The organism is Bacillus sp. SRB3LM, assembly GCF_015712745.1.
Classification (GTDB): Bacteria; Bacillota; Bacilli; order Bacillales; family Bacillaceae_G; genus Bacillus_A; species Bacillus_A thuringiensis_K.
Window position 1 is genome coordinate 440,171 of the sequence record NZ_VWVQ01000076.1, and the last position, 16,800, is coordinate 456,970.

Here is a 16,800-nt window from a genome sequence, read left to right on the forward strand (position 1 = left end):
TTTAAAGATAAGTCAAATATTGGTGGTCAGTCAACTCTTAAAAGTATTTGATATTCTGGGATTTCAAAGTGTATCTGATAAATATATATGAAATTTTTTTAAGGACATTACCTTAAGTTCGGAAACATAATAAAATAGTTATTTTGTTAAATAAAAAAACATGCACAAAAATTGTGCATGTTTAAAAAAAGTTATGTCTTGTCTATGTAAATATATGCTTAACTAATATATACCGTATGTATGTTTGAGCAAAATGGTTATTTATTAACAAATATAAAGAGCGCTTTTTAAGGTGCTCCATGAACAAGCCTAATATTGAAAAAGAATCTCACATGATATTTTATGTATGTTCTTAATACATGTGCAGATTTTTCTTTTGTGCAACGAAGCAGCCAGTTAATAAAACTAACTGCTTGTTGTACAAAAGAAACGTTGCGCTTACAGAAATAGTTTGTAACATTAAGTTACAAAAATAGTATGAACAGAGTTAAAAATGTTATTCAGAAGTGAAAGAAAAAAATAAAAAAGAGCACCATGCATTGAAGTGCTCTATAAGATAGGCGGTAACACTTTGAGCTGGATGTTTAGGTTAAAATTATATGTCGTAGAAATAAGACCTAAAATTTATTTTCAACTCAATAGAAAAGAGCAGCTAGCAAAGGCTAACTGCATTGAGAACATTATAACCATTAATTTAAGGAGTACATATAGTGTGGACAAAAACATCAAGTTTATGTAACAAAAATTAAAATCGAACAGTTAATGCAAATAACTGTTTGATTTGATACAACCTGGGTAAGAAGCAGATTGTATTTTGATTAGTATTAGGGAAAGTATTAAATTTTATTTAGTTCGTTAACAAAATCCTTATTTAAAAATTAAAGAGCGCCTTGGGAGAAAGGCGCTCCATGACCAAGATGTTTAAATGATTAATAATAAGATGATCATGATTATTGTATGTACATTTCTAATGAATGTGAAGTCTTTAAATGCATTCAAAAAGAGCACGTATATACATGCTCTTTGACAAGAAAGGTAGATTTTTTATGAGTGGATTCCCCCATCCAATAACATATGCTTGTCCAGTTAAAAGATGAAAGGGTTTAATGAAATCTTTAATTGGTAGAAAGGGATTAGTTTAGTTTTGATTCTGCTAATCCCCAACTAATTATAAAAAGTAAGCCGAATATGAGAGCGTAAATAATACAGGAAATTATTAAACTAGCTATAGCGACTTTTTTGTGATGAGCCTTTTGGAGCAAAAACAGCTAAAACAATTGAGACAGGTATTAAAAAGAGTATATAAATGTTTGAAAGCATTGATAATAAACCAAAAAATACGATTAAAGTTAATAAAAATGAAGTGATTCCAAAGTATTTCCTCATTACTTTAGCCTTTCTTGGAAAAAATAAATAATACAGATTATACCATAAATGAATAAGATTGAAGTGAAATTTTAACAAAAACGCTATTTTAATAAGAGTTGGTTCTCACTCAAAAGCAAGGGTTGCATAGGGAGTTCCAAAATGTTCTTTTTAGATGTATTAATGGTTAGGGAAACATAAATCTGGGAATAAAACTTGATATTCTGGGATTAATCGAAGGTCAACAGTTGTACTTACAAAGAATTTATATTTTGTTTCTAATTCAGCTAGTGTAACTAGGTGATGCGTACCTAAGCCCTTCTGTATGCTATGTTTAGAAAGGGTTGGGCCAATTTGTAATTTTCGATTTTTCATAGCTGTGTTCCATGGACTGTAAAAGAATTTTAAAACGAAAGCAGGGTACATGTAAACGATAAATGAATGATTTGACCAATGCCTTCCGGCTATATAGTTACCATGCGAATAATTGTGGATTAGTCTACCTCCGTAGTAAGGGGCAGGTGGAGTAGGATCGAGTATTCTCCCATGATAACGCTGTTTGACAAGGGGAATTCCGTATCTCGGATTGGAATAACCATGAGTAGGGTCATCTACCATCAGAATAGTCCTAATAGCATACATGTTTTTCCTTAAAGTGACGAGAGATGAGAAAAAGGCTTCCTTATCAAAACAGCAAAGAAATTCAGTAGTATTTAAAACCATTTTCCACCCCTTAATTTCTTTTTCTATTTCCATTATCTCTTTATCAACTAATATAGCATCAAACTCTAATACTTTTGAATCTCGGATTTCCCAATGAGGCGCAAATAATTTACATATTTCTACTGAACGATCAGTAGAGCCTCGATTAATAAGAATACCGTGATCAAATAGTTTTGTGTGGTGCATTAGCCACCATGGGAGTAGATATTCTTCATTGTAAAAATGGGAAATTAAAGTTGTCTTAATAAAAACCCCTCCTTATAAACATGGATAAAATAATTCTTGCTCTAGTATAATGCTTATCCTAGTAAATACATATGTCTTGAGTATATTTGAGCAAAATGTTTATTTACAAATAAAAAGAGCGCTTTGGGAGGAAGGTGCTTTATAACCAAGTCTTTTTTTTGAAAAAAGGTTCACATCATATTGTATGTATGTTTCTTAGATAGGTGTAGTTTTATACAAAAATCTTTATTTTATAACAAGAAAAAAGAGTACATGTTTATATGTGCTCTAAGATATTCTTTTTAATATCTGTACAAGTGTTTCATTAGCGCAACAATATTAGTAAAGCTACGGTCAAAAAAGATGGATTTAAATGAAAACGTTATTTTGGGGAAGTTGAGCAATGGAGTTAAAGGAGTATACCATTTATAAGGGAAATCTAAATGGCTAATATGTACTAAAACAATACAGGAGTGCGCTCAACATTTGAGCGTACTTCCTAAGAAAATCCTCTTTTATAAAATAACGGATAATAGAAAGAAAGTGACTAGTAGAAAGCAAGCTCATAATTATTTAACTGTTATGCTGTTAGGCGAGGTCTAATATGAAAATTTTATTTGCATCTAATTTGTTTCCCGGCTCATAAGATATTAATAGGCAAAAAACGAAATAAAGGATGAAAGGGGAAATAACAGTAAATGAGTTTACAAGAGCTGCTAATATCAAGAACAAATACAGCGGTGGTCATGAAATCAGGAAATGATTCAACAGCATTTATTGGAGGGAACCCTTTTAAAACAATTAATGGTGCGATTACAGCGATTAATACTACAGGAGCTACAGGGATTACAATTTTTGTGTTTCCTGGAATTTATGACGAAAAGGTAGTTATCCCTAATGGAAATTCATTACGAGGAATTAGTCTATGGACAGTAATAATTCGTCAACAGAATGCAACATCAAATACTACTGTACTCACAATGGGAGAAAATACAAGAGTAGAAGATATTACGGTATTAGGAACCTCTTCTATCCATGTGGATTTAACAGGGATTGCTTTTCCTGGAACAACATCACAAACTTCTAGATTAAGAACAGCAGTTATAACTGTGGATAATTCTACAGCATCAACAAGTGGGACTTCAAATGTTTATGGAATTCATTCTTTTGGAACAGGAATTCCAGATGAAAGTATAAGTACTGTAAGAGCAACAACGATAACAGTAAAATCAGCCGGTTTAGGGAATAAAAGAGCCATATTGGTTAATACAAATTCACATAATTTTCATTGCCGTGATGTTAATTTAACCACTACTAGTTCAGTTGGAGCAGGATCTTATATTGGGGCAGAAGTAAATCGAATAGGAGCACAATTAAGTTTGCGTTTAGCGTCGATTCAAGGCACTACAGCGGATATATCACAATCAGCTGGAACATTGATTTTAAGTTCAGCGAATCTTATAAATTCTAACGCTAATAATTTGGGCTTTTCTACAGTTTTACAGCCTACTACAATTATTTGGGCAGATCCGTCGGGTCTACCAACTGGAGGGACTCGTTTTTATAGACCAGGAACAGCGGCTGTTTCAAATACAGAAGTATTTATCCGATTAAGTCAAAAATCTGTTATAAAATCACTATCGGTACGTGCTCGAGTTGGCCCTGGAGGGACAAATATTGATACTTGGACTATTCGAAAAAATGGTGTGGATACACCTCTTGTAGTTTCATTAACTGGTGCCCAGACTTCTAATATAACTAATAATATTTCAACAACATTCCAAGCGGGGGATAGTATCTCGTTAAAAGTAACAGTTTCTACGCTAAGCGCGATAGCAGATACAGTAATACAAGTTGATATTTTCTGAAAGTTAACAAATGAATTGTTGTGTTAATGCAAGGGTAAGTAATGAAACTTATTTCTTTTAAAAATACATCTATATAAGTGAAGCGTTTAAGAGGAATTCTATAAGTTGATAATCTTTGTATCACAATGTAAAAGAAATTTATTTAAACATGAAAAATTAATAAAAACTTCATTTTTTTAGAGAAATGGTGTGATTAAGTATGGGCATTGAATACGGAATGTTTGTATAAAAAAAGAGTAGACTTTAACCTACATATAAAAGTACTGGAATTTTTCTAAAGGAAGGAATATCTGAAATATAAATATAATTGAGGGGAGTGAAATAATAATGGAAACTAGTACTTTTTTAGGGCTGTTCTGGGGATGGATGACGGTTATCGTATCAGGAATACTTTTCGTCCGTCCATCGGTGCTACGTGATTTGAAAAAATTAGTGGTTGAAGACAGAGGGTTTGGTATTATGTATGGTTTTCTATCAATTTTCCTAGGATTAGGTACTGTAATTCTACATAATGTATGGGTATTCAACTGGAAGGGATTCCTAACAGTTATTGCATGGCTTGCATTATTAAAGGGAATTTATATAATTGCATATCCTGAACCTTCCAAGAAAACAGACTTTGAAGTAAGGATACTTTCAACACGTATAGTACTCGCTATCATTGGTGCTTTGGCTTTATGGATGCTTATAGTAATCTATATAAAATAATCTTTTTTTAATAAATAAAAGAGCCTGATGTGAGAGAAAAGGCCTTTTCAAAAATTGTATATGAGGGGTCACCATACATGCCCATCAACTTAAGAGTGTAAACAGGATGAACTTTCGTTCATATAATCAAAAAACTCTTAGAATATATGGTATCTTTAAAAATGAGCATACCAAATAAACCTAGATAGGTATCGTTTTTAAAAATTATGCAGCTTTCTTTTGTTTTCTCAATCCATTATATTCATAGATAACACCCAAAATATCAAAGACTGTTTTCTTCTCATATCGATGAGATTTCCGGCCATTCTTCTGGAGCAAGTGGAACAGGCGGATTAAATCTTTGTTATTTCTTGGGTGTTTTGTTGTATGACTTGATACAAAATCGATAAATGATCTTGAATCATTCCAATTGCTTTATATTCACTTAATTCCTGTTTCTTCTTTTGCAAAATTAATTGTCGCATCTTAAACATAATAGAAGAGCATAAAAAAATGGTAATGAGTTTTCCATAAACATGGCATTCTAATCGCTCTTGTTTAATATTTTGCCAATGATGAATTTGAAATAAGGATTTCCAAGTTTTAAAGATGATTTCAACTTGCCAGCGGAGAGAGTAAAAATCATGGATTTGTTCCATCGGGACAATCTCCCAAGGTGTGTTGGTAACATACAGGTTCATGCCAGCTAATCGTTTACTTTTTTCCGAATATGTAATGCCTTTTTTACTTTCCGTATACACTTGTTTTTTCATACGCTCACGAAGCTGTTTTTCCGTTAATCGATACATAATCACCCGAGTGAATAGTTTTTTATCCTTTCCAATATACGCATCTTTTATTTCATAGACTTGCCCTGGTTTTAAGGTATCCATAATGTGCTCTAAATCAACTTTGATGTACTGAGATTGTTTTTTTATTGTTCCATTTCGAAAGTATTCAGGAGATTCATTTTTGATATACACCCTATTGTTTAATTTGAGCCGTGATATATAATACACGCCACGTCGGTCCATTTGATCTAAATCATCCAGTGAATAATAGCCTAAATCCCGAATACATAGATCACCAGGACGTAATGTTGCTAAACACTCTGTTCCAAAGGTTTTATCATTATTTTTCCCTGCTTCCACTTGGCAATTTAAAAACTGACCACTATGTAAATCATATTCTAACTGAATTTTTATACCCGCTGTTTGGGCACAGCCACCTGACCCAGGGTACACACTAGCTAAATGCTTTGGTACCTGGAAAATCGTTGCATCTAAAATACGAATTCTTTGAAAATAAGTGATTGAAGAACTTGGAATTACTGATGTTTCACAAATTTTACTTTTTAATAATGTAGAGAAAATGTGTTTTAAAAAGCAAACAGCTTTTTTATTGAAACGCTTATTGAGTCCTTCTGGACTCATAAGAGTCCCTGTAACAGCATGAAGTTGACTACACAGTCGTACTAAAGAATCACTCGCTACCCGTTGACTAATCCAGACACAGATAGTAGCTAAATCATGACCTGAAAACTTCCGTTTCCGTTGTACAAATCCTAGTTCTCTAGCAAGGTTTTCTAAAAATGAAGGAGTAAGATGTTCATATAATTCTTCAGCAAATAATTGTAGTTCACTTTGAATCGAACGATTCATAAAAAACATCATCCTTTCTATATCTCCAATTAGGTATTTTCTACAATGCACTTCGAATTGTCCTTTGTAAATGCCCTTATGCGATGTTGTTTGAGGGGGTTTTGTCCCCACACAATTAGCTAGCACCTACAACCGAGGCAATAAAAAAACAGTAGTGTATAAAATCACTACTGTTTTTTACAATTAAATTATTTAAATTCTTTTCTATATAATCTAACAGAATAAATAGCTCCAACGAAGAAGACAATGCCTTCAAATAATATGAAAAATTGACGGAAATACATATCTTTACTCACCAAAGAAATAAATATGGCATTCGTTACAATTTGAGTACCAAACATACAAGAAATAATTTTAAGATAAATAGCATTTGTTCTTTCATCCGGTTGACCAAATTTTTTCATCATAATAAAAAGCACAATTGTTGAACCTACAAGTAGAAGTGATATAAATCCTACAATGATATTAAAATTGTCTGTGCTTTCTGACATCCAGTTATTTAATAGATCAAGCATTATTATCTTCCTTTCCTACATAAGAGAATATTTCTTTTATATCAACCTCAAAATAATTTGCTATTCGATATGCCAACACCAGTGAAGGAGAATAATTATTCTTTTCCATAACAAATATCGTTTGCTTAGAAACTCCAACAGCATCAGCTAAATCTTTTTGTGACATTCTTCTTAACACTCTATGTTCATACACTTTATTCAATACGGAGTCCCCATATTTTTCCTTCATAGTTAACACCATCCTTTCTTAACACCTATATTAAACCTATTTTATAAAAAAGTAAAGTTTAATTATACAAAAACACTTTTTACTTATATAAAATACAAGTATGTTGGATGATTTCAATAAAATAAAAAATCCATTTTGAAAAAAGTCTAATCAAAATGGATGCATTACTTTTTAAATAAACATTTAGTTTTATTAAAAAATTCAATCAAAACTTCGCGTCTATCTTAAAAACATCGTAACTTTATTTCGAACCCACAAAGATAGCTTGTTTAAAAAGAATAACGTTTTTTTACACTTAGTGGGTAGTTAATGTGCTTAAGTTGATGGGCATGTGGCGAGACCCCTGTTAGAGCAAATAAAAAAACGTAATTTAAATAGTTTTATTAAAAATCAATTGAATCTCATTAATCGAAAGAGAAGAAAACACTATAATTTTTTTCAAATCCATGCATAAGACATACAATTACCTAATAGAAAAAGTATCACAATATGTTAATTTCAATTTCTTCCACTTCATATCAAAGTACTAACCTATAATTTCCAATGTAATCCATTGCAATGTAGTAAGATAGGATGTAACATTTATCAGTATTTAAAAAGTCTAACATTGTTTAAATGACTTCAATGAGTAGTTAAGAGGAGAATATAATGAATAAAATAAAAAGGTTACTGAAACGTAAAACGACTTGGATAATTCTTATCCTATTTGTATTTGTTTATGTAAATAACAGTTCTTTTTTTGCTAAAAGGGACGAGGGGGCTCCTATTCTTCTTGCTCACCGAGGACTTTCACAAACATTCAGCATGGATGGGATTGAGGGTGATACATGTACAGCAGAACGTATAAATAAACCTGAACACTCTTATTTAGAAAATACAATTCCATCTATGGAAGCTGCATTTAAAGCTGGAGCTGATCTAGTAGAGTTTGATGTTCAACCAACTAAAGATAATAATTTTGTTATTTTTCATGACTGGACGCTTGATTGCCGTACTAATGGTAAAGGCGTTACAAGAGATTTTACAACAAAAGAATTACAAGCACTTGATATTGGATACGGTTATACAGCTGATGGGGGGAAAACATTCCCATTCCGTGGTAAAGGGATTAATCTTATGCCAACACTCGATGAAGTACTTACCCATTTTCCAGACCGTTCTTTCCTTATTCATATTAAAAGTGATGATGAAAATGAAGGAATCAAATTGGCTGCTTACCTTAAGAAACTACCAGCAAAACGCCTTGAGCAACTAACTGTATATGGTGGTGATAAACCAATTGCTGCGATTGAGGAGAGTATCCCTAGTTTACGAACAATGTCAAAAGCAACTATGAAAAAGGATCTTCTTACTTATATTGCGTTAGGGTGGACTGGTTACATGCCTTCAAGTCTGAAGCATGGTGAGTTGCATATACCAGACAAAGTAGCTCCTTGGCTTTGGGGATGGCCGAATCGTTTTCTTAATAGAATGGATAAGGCAGATACTCGTGTTATCATTGTAGGTGGAAATGGATTTGGATTTTCAAGTGGATTTGACTCATCCGAAGATATAAAACGTATTCCTAAAGATTATACAGGTGGAATTTGGACAAATCGGATTGATAAAATAGCACCTTTATTTAAGAATAAGGGATGATATAATAATCGAAGTGTTTATATGTTGAAAGTATTACTTTTTGCTCCCAGAATTGTGTTGTAGAATTAAGTCTTTAACAAAATAGATGAATTTGTGATATATTTTTAAAGTAGTGCACAAGTGCAAAATCACAAAAAAGATCACCTATGAAATTTTGTAGGTGGTCTTTTCATGTTCATTAAATAAACTTTGGATTCAATTAGTACAGATGTTTTTTACGTATCTTCAATAGATAAAACTACATGAAAAAATAGGTAAAAAAGTAGAGAATTATTTGTCTAAATATATAGAATTTTTAACAAAAATTCATAATTATGTTATATAATGATGTTAACAAACCATATTTTAGGCATTACCCCCGATTGTGTAGAATAAATGATTTTTTGATGAGTTAAAGTGTTTGGCTAAAAGAACTTGTAGCGGGGCCTTGCTACAAGTTCTTTTAGTTTTTCAGTAAAGGAAAATAAGAAAAAGAAGGGGACACGAGTATGATCGGAAATTTAAAGAAAGCAGCATTGAATTCGTTAGATGGGAAATGGGGGGTAGGTATTGGAGTATCAGCTTTATTCTATTTTGTACCAACCTTAAGTGCATCAGCAATAGCCTTTTTTATGTATTTAATATTCGTACTGTTTATCGGGATAATTGGCCCTGATGCATTATTTATTTATTCAATAGGTGGGCAACCACAAGTAGATCCAGTAGCACTTGCTGTACTTATTCTAAGTTATATTGGTTTAGGGGTGGTATGTTTCCTAATTTACAGTGTTATACAAGGTATCTTTAATTATGGGTATTCTGTTTTTACTTTACACTTAGGGAAACAAGAAGAAGTTAAGGTAGACGATGTATTTTCAGGATTTAAAAAGAAGAATTTGTTTAAATCAATAAAATTAGGTTTGATGCAAGCTATTTTTATTTTTTTATGGAGCCTATTATTTATTGTTCCAGGTATTATTAAATATTTTTCTTATTCCATGTCGTATTACATATTAGTAGAGAATCCTGATTATACAGCAAGTGAAGCATTGAGAGAAAGTAAAAGAATAATGAAAGGACAAAAGTTAAAATTATTTGTTCTTTGGCTATCATTTATTGGTTGGTTTTTATTAGCTGCATTTATAGGAATGTTTACGTTTAATCTATCATTTATTTTCATTTCTCCTTATTACAATACAACTGTCTCACATTTTTACTTAAATTTAATTAAAAAACAGGATATTGGAGAAGCGAAGGTAAGTATATAAGTAGGAAGAAAGTATGTTTAAGGTGAAAAATATACGTAGTTAAAAGTTTTAAGCTGCTGGTTATATCCTGATTAATATGATTTGAGTTAGGATACCGCAAACGTGTTGCAAGTTAGATGGAATAGGGCAAGGATACCACAAATATGTTGCAAGTTAGATGGAATAGGTGTAGCGCAACATCACTTGTAAGCTAAGGTTATAAAGTCCTCCTGAACAAAGAATATCACTTTACAATTATTTATGAGTATTTAGTTCAGCTTTATCAAGCATATACTTATCTACCGTTTACTTTTAATATATTATAGTAAAGACAGAAATCGGTTATGGCTATAATTCTATATAGGCTTTTTCTCCACCTGGAATCTTGAGTGTATTTACATCAAATTCTTTAATTATATATATCTTTATCGCTTCAAAATCCTTACCAAAAGCGAGAGATGGATTTTTTAAGAAATATATTATTTTTTCCTTGTCCGAGTGAAACGATAAATTGACTCCTTTGTAAAAATATTCGTAGTATCCCTCTTCATCCTGCTCACTCTTATCTTCAAAAGGAACAGATTCAATATAATATATAGTGCCATTTACATTTGTTGATTTCATACAGCATTTGTACAAAGACATGAAAGTAGGAACTTATTTTATAGTGAAAAATGCTGAATTATCTACTGATACATTTCATTTAGTACCCACTTTCCTGTCAATATATCGAGACAAGAAAATGGGTACTTTTTTAAACAAAGACACCAAAGTGGAAACTTTGTAAAAATAGCAAATACTAAATAGATGTGAAGTTAAAATCCAGTTCTATATTAGTAACAAAAATATTCATGAAGGATTCACTTTCTTATCTCATTAGGAGGACATGAAAGTCTAAACTTCTTTTAATTTTTTCCATTCTTATGTTGATGGGTATAGGAAAGCATTCCACAAACACCAAACAAGCTTGACAACAATAGATTACAAGTGTAATATTCAGTTACAGATTACAAATGTAATACGAGGGGTGTAATTATAAACAATGAATGAATTACCAAAAATTTCAGAAGCTGAGTTAGAAGTTATGAAAGTATTATGGTCAAAATCTCCACAAACGGCAAATGAGGTAATTGAAGCGTTAGAGGTGAAAATGGATTGGAAACCCAAAACGATTCGAACGCTGATTAATCGATTAGTTCACAAAGAAGCAGTAGCTTACCATCAAGATAAAGGGCGTTTGTACTCTTATTATCCTTTAGTATCGCAAGATAGTTATTTACAAGTAGAAACGAAATCTTTACTTAAACGTTTCTATGGTGCAGCATTTAAACCTTTACTTGTAAATTTCTTAAAAGAAGAAAAGCTGTCTTCAGAAGATATTAACGAACTTAAACGTATTCTGGATGAGAAAACTGAGGAAAATCAGAGGAAGGATAGATTATAGTGATAGAAAAATTTATAAATATCTATCTACCTGCTTTTTTTGATTGGATGATTGAGACCACTATTATGGCTAGTATATTAGTGGGCCTAATCTTATGTATTAAGGTCTTGTTTAGAAATAAGTTAACTCCACGTTGGCAATATATGCTGTGGATCATATTAATTATAAGACTTGTATTACCTTGGTCGCCAGATAGTTCCTATAGTATCTATTCTGTTCTTACTTACAAGAATGATGATGCATTCATTTCTAGGGGAAATCCTGTAGCTAAGTTTCTTACAAAAGAGAGTACGCAAGAATTAAAAGGTATAGACGATACAAAGGTTCACACAAAAGAAGATACTTATACCTCAAGTTCAACAAAAACTGTTCAGGCAAACAAGACACAAGCAGGTATTAATGAAAAGCAGGAAGATGAGACAATTTCATTCTATACAATCTGTATGTATATTTGGCTTACTGGCGTTATCCTTCTAAGTGTTGCTACTTTTATAATGAACAGGCGTTTATTACTTTACATAAAAAAACAACCTGTTATTACAGATAAGAAGATTGTCCAGATTTTTGAAAAGTGTAAGCAATCTATGTCTATTCAACGGAATATCCCTCTATTTGTATCTGGAAAGGTTTCCAGTCCAACGGTGTTCGGATTTATTCGCCCCAAGTTGTTGTTATCCAGTGTACATATGAAGATTTTAGATGAACAACAATTACGATATATTTTTTATCATGAATTAGCTCATATCAAGCGAAGAGATGTTGGTGTAAATTGGCTTATGCATGGGTTACTCATTTTAAATTGGTTTAATCCCATTCTATGGTATGCCTACTCATGTATGCGGGAAGATCAAGAACTAGCATGCGATGCATTAGCTCTTACATGTATAGATTCAGAGGAACAAATTGCGTATGGACATACTATTATTAGTCTATTGGAACACTACTCAAGTTATTATCAAGTACCAAGTATAGCAAATTTTAGTAAAAACAAGAGAGCGTTAAAAAGGAGAATTCTAATGATTAAAAAATTCCAAAAAAAATCATATCGTTGGTCTGCGATAGGGGCTGTGGCAGTGATTGCAGTATCATCTGTATCCTTATTAAACGCCCGTGCTGATCAGCCGACTAACCCTGAGAAACAACAATTAGAAGTGAAAAATAATATGAAAGAATTAAAAACACGAACAGATGCTCCTATACAGCGGATTGTAGAAAAAATGATTGGTACAAAAGAACAAGCAGAAGCAGGATTTTTTGTTTCCGAAGGAGACTATAATACTTTACTTACAGAGATTGGAGTGGCGAGGAATCTGTTTACGAAAGAAGAATTTGATCGATTCATTACATTGGAAACAGAAGCACATATTTTAGATAAAAAAGTAAGGCAAGTAGGAAGTCCTGAAAAGTTAGACCCAGAAGAGGAAAAAAAATATGAGAAAAACAGTGAAGAAATTGGACCATTTAGAGAGAAAATTCATTCGCATTTTAGATTAACTAAAAAGGAAGCACAGAAATATGTTGATTTTCCAATTAACACCCCAAGTTATGTGGTAAAAGGGTTTAAATTAACTGGAGAAGGTGTTAATACACCGATGACTACTGGAAAAATGAATCCCGATTTTATTTATGAATATCAAAATGAAAGTAAAGATAATGTATATATTGTGCACCAATCTGCAGTTACTGCTGAGGGAATAGAATTCTCCAATAAAAAAGCGGATTATAATGAAAAGGTAACAAATTATGAATTAGAAGGTACAAAAATAACCTTAGTTGAAAGTCTTGATACAGAGGAAACCTATAAAGTAATGCAAATGATTGTTCCTGCAAAAGGAAAGAATAGCGCTTTTCAAGTCTTTATTATTGCAGGTGATTTAAGTAAAGAAGAAACAGAGAAAGTTATGCTGTCCTTTCTAAAATAAAAATAGAGTCTCAGGATCCCGTTCTTGAGGCTATATTTTTTAGCTTAAACGAAACCTATAAGTGGGAAGAGAAATTAGTATAGTCTTTATAATAAAAAAGAAAAATGATATTTAGTTTTGCTAGCTTGATTGAGGTGGAAAAAATAACAATTTAAAACATAAATTGAATCTAGGTAGGTATATTGTATGGAGAACAGGAGGGAGTATAATTCAAAAAGAAGTAATGGAAGAATACTAGCAAATGGTGATGTATTTTACCGCTATCACCTGGATCTCAAGTAAAACCTCATCATTTAGATATAGTTTTACTTGAGATGAAGCGGTTTGAGGTAGCAGATTCATATTAAAGCCAATTCCAGTGATCCATTTAAATTAGGAGAGAATAACTCATACTGTCAATTGATGCGAAAACGTGGAAAAAGAATCTACTTAGAAGTAAAGAGATTACTGTTATTGAATATACAACAGACTATAGTAAAGCGGTAGAAAAAGAAGAATACAAGCTAATAATGTATTCTTAAGTTTTTAAAGGACGTGAAATGAATATGAAACCAGTTTTAAAATATATAATTATTTCCCTTGTTTTTTCAATAGTAGGGGTGTGTTGGGCGCTGTTTGACATCTTTATGTTAGATGCAGACTGGCTATTGATTTGGATAGGTGTATTAATGGCATATCTATCGTTGTATATCGTGATAGGTCTATATAGTAGAAAATCGTACGACTCAAAATTGGCTAAAGTGCTTCTAAAAACAATAATTACAACCTTTAGTTTTGGAGCATTAGGAATATCATTTGGAGTTGTACACATGATATTAGGACCATTGAGCCTTACTTTAATGACATGGTATTGGTTTATAATGCTATTTTTATATTTAATACCCATAATATTATTAGTGATTTTAGTATTGGTAAATTGTAAAAATCATAATTTCCCTGGGGTATATAGTATACTTATACTTGTAAATATACTTCTTACATTATGGCCGTTATTATGGCCGTTATTTATTACTTTTATGGGTTCTGGTATGAATGCAAGTGCAGGATGGTAGCAGCTCCACAGATTATAAAAGGGTTAAAAGAAAAAGGTTATGAACTTGAAGCTTATAACCAGAATAATCATTTTCCAATAAACTTGTGGCATGATAACCGAATATAAAAAATTATTTATTAGTTAAATGAATGGAATAAGAAATTAATGCAGGGTTTAAATATTTGTAAGAGCGTGTTTAGCAAAACATATAACAACACACTATTTTAACTGGCTATTTTTTATTATTTAAATTTAAAAAATAGTATTGATTAAATGAAAAAGAGAGTTTTGCTCTCTTTTTTTGCATTTCAGCAAAACCTAATTAAATGTGAACTGAAAATTCATTTGGAATTTATATTAGTAGCGAAAGATATTCAAGAAGTATCTACTTTCGTGTCTAAAAAGTATCCACTTTCATGTCTTTCTACACCAATAGTATGATTTTATTTTGTAATGAAAAAAGCCCTAGATAGGGCTATATAATTTTCTTCATACCACATTGACGGCATTCTCTTAAGAAGATGAAATCTTTAACGGAACTTTTAAATGCGGTGTTGCCGCAATTATCACAGCGACCACTGATTTTATTATCAAGACCTAAATTGAAAAAGTCAATAAATTAAAGAGCATAACATATTTTATATGTCTAATATGTTATGCTCTTTCTTCTGAAACTAAAGCTCACTCTTGCAAAAAATTTAAAAAAGCATAAAAACAGATATTGAATTCTCATTAATTGGATACCCTCACATCGCTATCAAGTTAAAAAAATACCCCCTAAAATGAAAAAATACTGTAAAGTAATAATAAAGATTTGATATTATAATCAAATTATCTAAATGTTTATTTGGAGGTTTTATTAATGAACATTTTAAGTTCGTGGTTATATAACATGAAAATCATAAAATACTTATTGGGAAGGAGTTGATAATTTAAAACTAAAGGAGAGATATTAATGATATATAGAAAAACAAATCAGAAAGATTATGATACAATTTTGAATGTATGGGAAGAGTCGGTTTTAGCTACGCATCACTTTTTAAGAGGTACCGATAGAGAAGAGTTTAAAAAAGAAATACCCTCATATTTCCCACATCTTAATGTCCAGTTATGGTATGAGAAAGAGGATTTAATTGGCTTTTCTGCTATAAATAAACAACACTTAGAAATGTTATTTTTAAAACCTAATAATATAGGTAAAGGATACGGTAAAGCTATTATTAATTCTTTAATTAATGACTTTGATATTACATCCGTTGATGTAAATAAAGACAATAAGAGTGCAACTAAATTCTATATTAATAATGGATTTTTTATAGTAAATGAAACGGAAACAGATTCTTCTGGACGTCCATACCCTATACTAGAGCTAAAGTTAAAATAAGGTAAAGGTGGGAATTCTCTCTTACCTTTGATTATTACACTAAACTGCGTGTTAGTCCAATAAGAATTAAACAACTTTATTGTCACTTAACAAATACGCTATTCTTTCTGTAGAATCATAGAAAAGGATGGCGTATTTTTAAACTTGAGGTTAAAGAAAGTTCTTAAGTTGATGGACATGTATGGTGACCCCTATGAGGAAAATCAATGTCAATAGTTTAATACCAATAAATTAGAATTAATTCCAGGTATTAAGTATTGAGAAATAAAATTGAACGCAACAAATTGGTTAACTTTATGAGCTAACCAATTGTTACACAAAAGAAAATTAGGCCCTATAAGTAATAGATGTGTAACTTAAAGTTACAGTTATAGTGTAAGCGAGATTGAAAATGTTATACGAAAGTAATTCTGTTTAAAAGTTTTATTTTGTCATAAATAAAAGAGCAGTTAGCCCAGCCTAACTGCTCGATACAGAGGTAATAGTCTAGCTACATAGATATTATATGCTGAGTTATTGATTTTATTTGTGTAAAACACAAAAAAGAGCAGCTAGCAAAACCTAGCCGCTCTAAACAGTGATGTGTCTCTAGATGTAGTTGTAGTATAAACAGAACGTTGAGTTTTATTCATGGGGAGATAGAAATTGGCTTGAAAATAGAATATAGTCCGGCTAGGAAACTAGAGGACACAAATAAAAACCTTTAACTTCCGCTAAAGATAATTATGTTAATGATCTAGTGATTGCGGTTCTGGTAAGGGCAAGAAGAGGACCGTGTAAAAATAGAGTTGTAGAAATAGAAAGAGTGGATTCCTTGTGAGAGAGTAAGGATCCACTTTTTTCTTGCAACTGATAAAGAGACACTATATCTGACTTATAT

The 16,800-nt window shown here is 31.5% G+C and carries 12 protein-coding genes and 3 pseudogenes; 9 read left to right on the plus strand and 6 right to left on the minus strand.

Features of this window, described 5'->3' with window-relative positions:
• Positions 1-1,545: 1,545 nt before the first annotated feature.
• A complete protein-coding gene (locus tag F3I02_RS23520; protein WP_230876882.1) occupies positions 1,546-2,274 on the minus strand; it encodes a glycosyltransferase family 2 protein in 729 nt (242 codons plus the stop codon).
• 737 nt (positions 2,275-3,011) lie between these two features.
• Between F3I02_RS23520 and F3I02_RS23525 the strand changes: the two genes are divergently transcribed.
• The gene (locus tag F3I02_RS23525) at positions 3,012-4,181 is read left to right on the plus strand and encodes a pectinesterase (protein WP_000058013.1); all 1,170 of its coding nucleotides are present in this window, start codon (positions 3,012-3,014) and stop codon (positions 4,179-4,181) included.
• Between the two features lie 327 nt (positions 4,182-4,508).
• Positions 4,509-4,889, plus strand: a complete 381-nt coding sequence (locus F3I02_RS23530; RefSeq protein WP_000450246.1) for a hypothetical protein — start codon at positions 4,509-4,511, stop codon at positions 4,887-4,889.
• 204 nt (positions 4,890-5,093) lie between these two features.
• On the opposite strand, the pseudogene F3I02_RS23535 reads toward F3I02_RS23530, so the two are convergent.
• The 3 genes and pseudogenes from F3I02_RS23535 to F3I02_RS23545 all read right to left on the minus strand — a co-directional run bounded on the left by F3I02_RS23535 (position 5,094) and on the right by F3I02_RS23545 (position 7,273).
• Positions 5,094-6,529, minus strand: a pseudogene (locus tag F3I02_RS23535) (IS4 family transposase).
• Positions 6,530-6,717: 188 nt separating this feature from the next.
• Complete coding sequence (locus F3I02_RS23540; protein ID WP_196478481.1) at positions 6,718-7,044, minus strand: 6-aminohexanoate hydrolase; 327 nt, start codon at positions 7,042-7,044, stop codon at positions 6,718-6,720.
• The gene (locus tag F3I02_RS23545) at positions 7,037-7,273 is read right to left on the minus strand and encodes a helix-turn-helix transcriptional regulator (RefSeq protein WP_061655295.1); all 237 of its coding nucleotides are present in this window, start codon (positions 7,271-7,273) and stop codon (positions 7,037-7,039) included. Before F3I02_RS23545 ends, F3I02_RS23540 begins: the two co-directional genes overlap by 8 nt.
• Positions 7,274-7,921: 648 nt before the next feature.
• Here F3I02_RS23545 and F3I02_RS23550 point away from each other — a divergent pair.
• Entirely contained in the window at positions 7,922-8,911 is a 990-nt protein-coding gene (locus F3I02_RS23550; protein WP_196478482.1) for a glycerophosphodiester phosphodiesterase family protein, read from the plus strand.
• Positions 8,912-9,399: 488 nt separating this feature from the next.
• Positions 9,400-10,158 (plus strand): DUF975 family protein, encoded by a 759-nt coding sequence (locus F3I02_RS23555; RefSeq protein WP_196478483.1) that lies wholly within the window; start codon positions 9,400-9,402, stop codon positions 10,156-10,158.
• Positions 10,159-10,485: 327 nt separating this feature from the next.
• Here F3I02_RS23555 and F3I02_RS23560 read toward each other — a convergent pair whose 3' ends face one another.
• A complete protein-coding gene (locus tag F3I02_RS23560) occupies positions 10,486-10,761 on the minus strand; it encodes a hypothetical protein (RefSeq protein ID WP_196478484.1) in 276 nt (91 codons plus the stop codon).
• Positions 10,762-11,179: 418 nt separating this feature from the next.
• On the opposite strand from F3I02_RS23560, the gene F3I02_RS23565 reads away from it, so the two are divergent.
• The 4 genes and pseudogenes from F3I02_RS23565 to F3I02_RS23580 all read left to right on the plus strand — a co-directional run.
• Positions 11,180-11,581, plus strand: a complete 402-nt coding sequence (locus tag F3I02_RS23565) for a BlaI/MecI/CopY family transcriptional regulator (RefSeq protein WP_001004322.1) — start codon at positions 11,180-11,182, stop codon at positions 11,579-11,581.
• Positions 11,581-13,503, plus strand: coding sequence for a M56 family metallopeptidase (locus tag F3I02_RS23570; protein ID WP_196478485.1), 1,923 nt, complete (start codon positions 11,581-11,583; stop codon positions 13,501-13,503). Before F3I02_RS23565 ends, F3I02_RS23570 begins: the two co-directional genes overlap by 1 nt.
• Before the next feature lie 545 nt (positions 13,504-14,048).
• Positions 14,049-14,555, plus strand: a complete 507-nt coding sequence (locus F3I02_RS23575; protein WP_000805757.1) for a DUF3902 family protein — start codon at positions 14,049-14,051, stop codon at positions 14,553-14,555.
• Positions 14,555-14,662, plus strand: a pseudogene (locus tag F3I02_RS23580) (polysaccharide deacetylase); the annotation flags it as partial. The gene F3I02_RS23575 and the pseudogene F3I02_RS23580, both read left to right, overlap by 1 nt.
• 349 nt (positions 14,663-15,011) lie before the next feature.
• On the opposite strand, the pseudogene F3I02_RS34155 reads toward F3I02_RS23580, so the two are convergent.
• A pseudogene (locus F3I02_RS34155) lies at positions 15,012-15,113 on the minus strand (DUF8096 family protein); the annotation flags it as partial.
• A gap of 378 nt (positions 15,114-15,491) precedes the next feature.
• On the opposite strand from F3I02_RS34155, the gene F3I02_RS23585 reads away from it, so the two are divergent.
• Positions 15,492-15,920 (plus strand): GNAT family N-acetyltransferase, encoded by a 429-nt coding sequence (locus F3I02_RS23585; protein WP_196478486.1) that lies wholly within the window; start codon positions 15,492-15,494, stop codon positions 15,918-15,920.
• The last annotated feature ends 880 nt before the right edge of the window (positions 15,921-16,800 follow it).

Excerpts from the sequence above, each read along its gene's own strand:
- F3I02_RS23520 (WP_230876882.1), bottom strand. The coding sequence starts at position 2,274 with ATGCACCACACAAAACTATTTGATCACGGTATTCTTATTAATCGAGGC.
- F3I02_RS23525 (WP_000058013.1), top strand. The coding sequence starts at position 3,012 with ATGAGTTTACAAGAGCTGCTAATATCAAGAACAAATACAGCGGTGGTC.
- F3I02_RS23530 (WP_000450246.1), top strand. The coding sequence starts at position 4,509 with ATGGAAACTAGTACTTTTTTAGGGCTGTTCTGGGGATGGATGACGGTT.
- F3I02_RS23540 (WP_196478481.1), bottom strand. The coding sequence starts at position 7,044 with ATGCTTGATCTATTAAATAACTGGATGTCAGAAAGCACAGACAATTTT.
- F3I02_RS23545 (WP_061655295.1), bottom strand. The coding sequence starts at position 7,273 with ATGAAGGAAAAATATGGGGACTCCGTATTGAATAAAGTGTATGAACAT.
- F3I02_RS23550 (WP_196478482.1), top strand. The coding sequence starts at position 7,922 with ATGAATAAAATAAAAAGGTTACTGAAACGTAAAACGACTTGGATAATT.
- F3I02_RS23555 (WP_196478483.1), top strand. The coding sequence starts at position 9,400 with ATGATCGGAAATTTAAAGAAAGCAGCATTGAATTCGTTAGATGGGAAA.
- F3I02_RS23560 (WP_196478484.1), bottom strand. The coding sequence starts at position 10,761 with ATGAAATCAACAAATGTAAATGGCACTATATATTATATTGAATCTGTT.
- F3I02_RS23565 (WP_001004322.1), top strand. The coding sequence starts at position 11,180 with ATGAATGAATTACCAAAAATTTCAGAAGCTGAGTTAGAAGTTATGAAA.
- F3I02_RS23575 (WP_000805757.1), top strand. The coding sequence starts at position 14,049 with ATGAAACCAGTTTTAAAATATATAATTATTTCCCTTGTTTTTTCAATA.
- F3I02_RS23585 (WP_196478486.1), top strand. The coding sequence starts at position 15,492 with ATGATATATAGAAAAACAAATCAGAAAGATTATGATACAATTTTGAAT.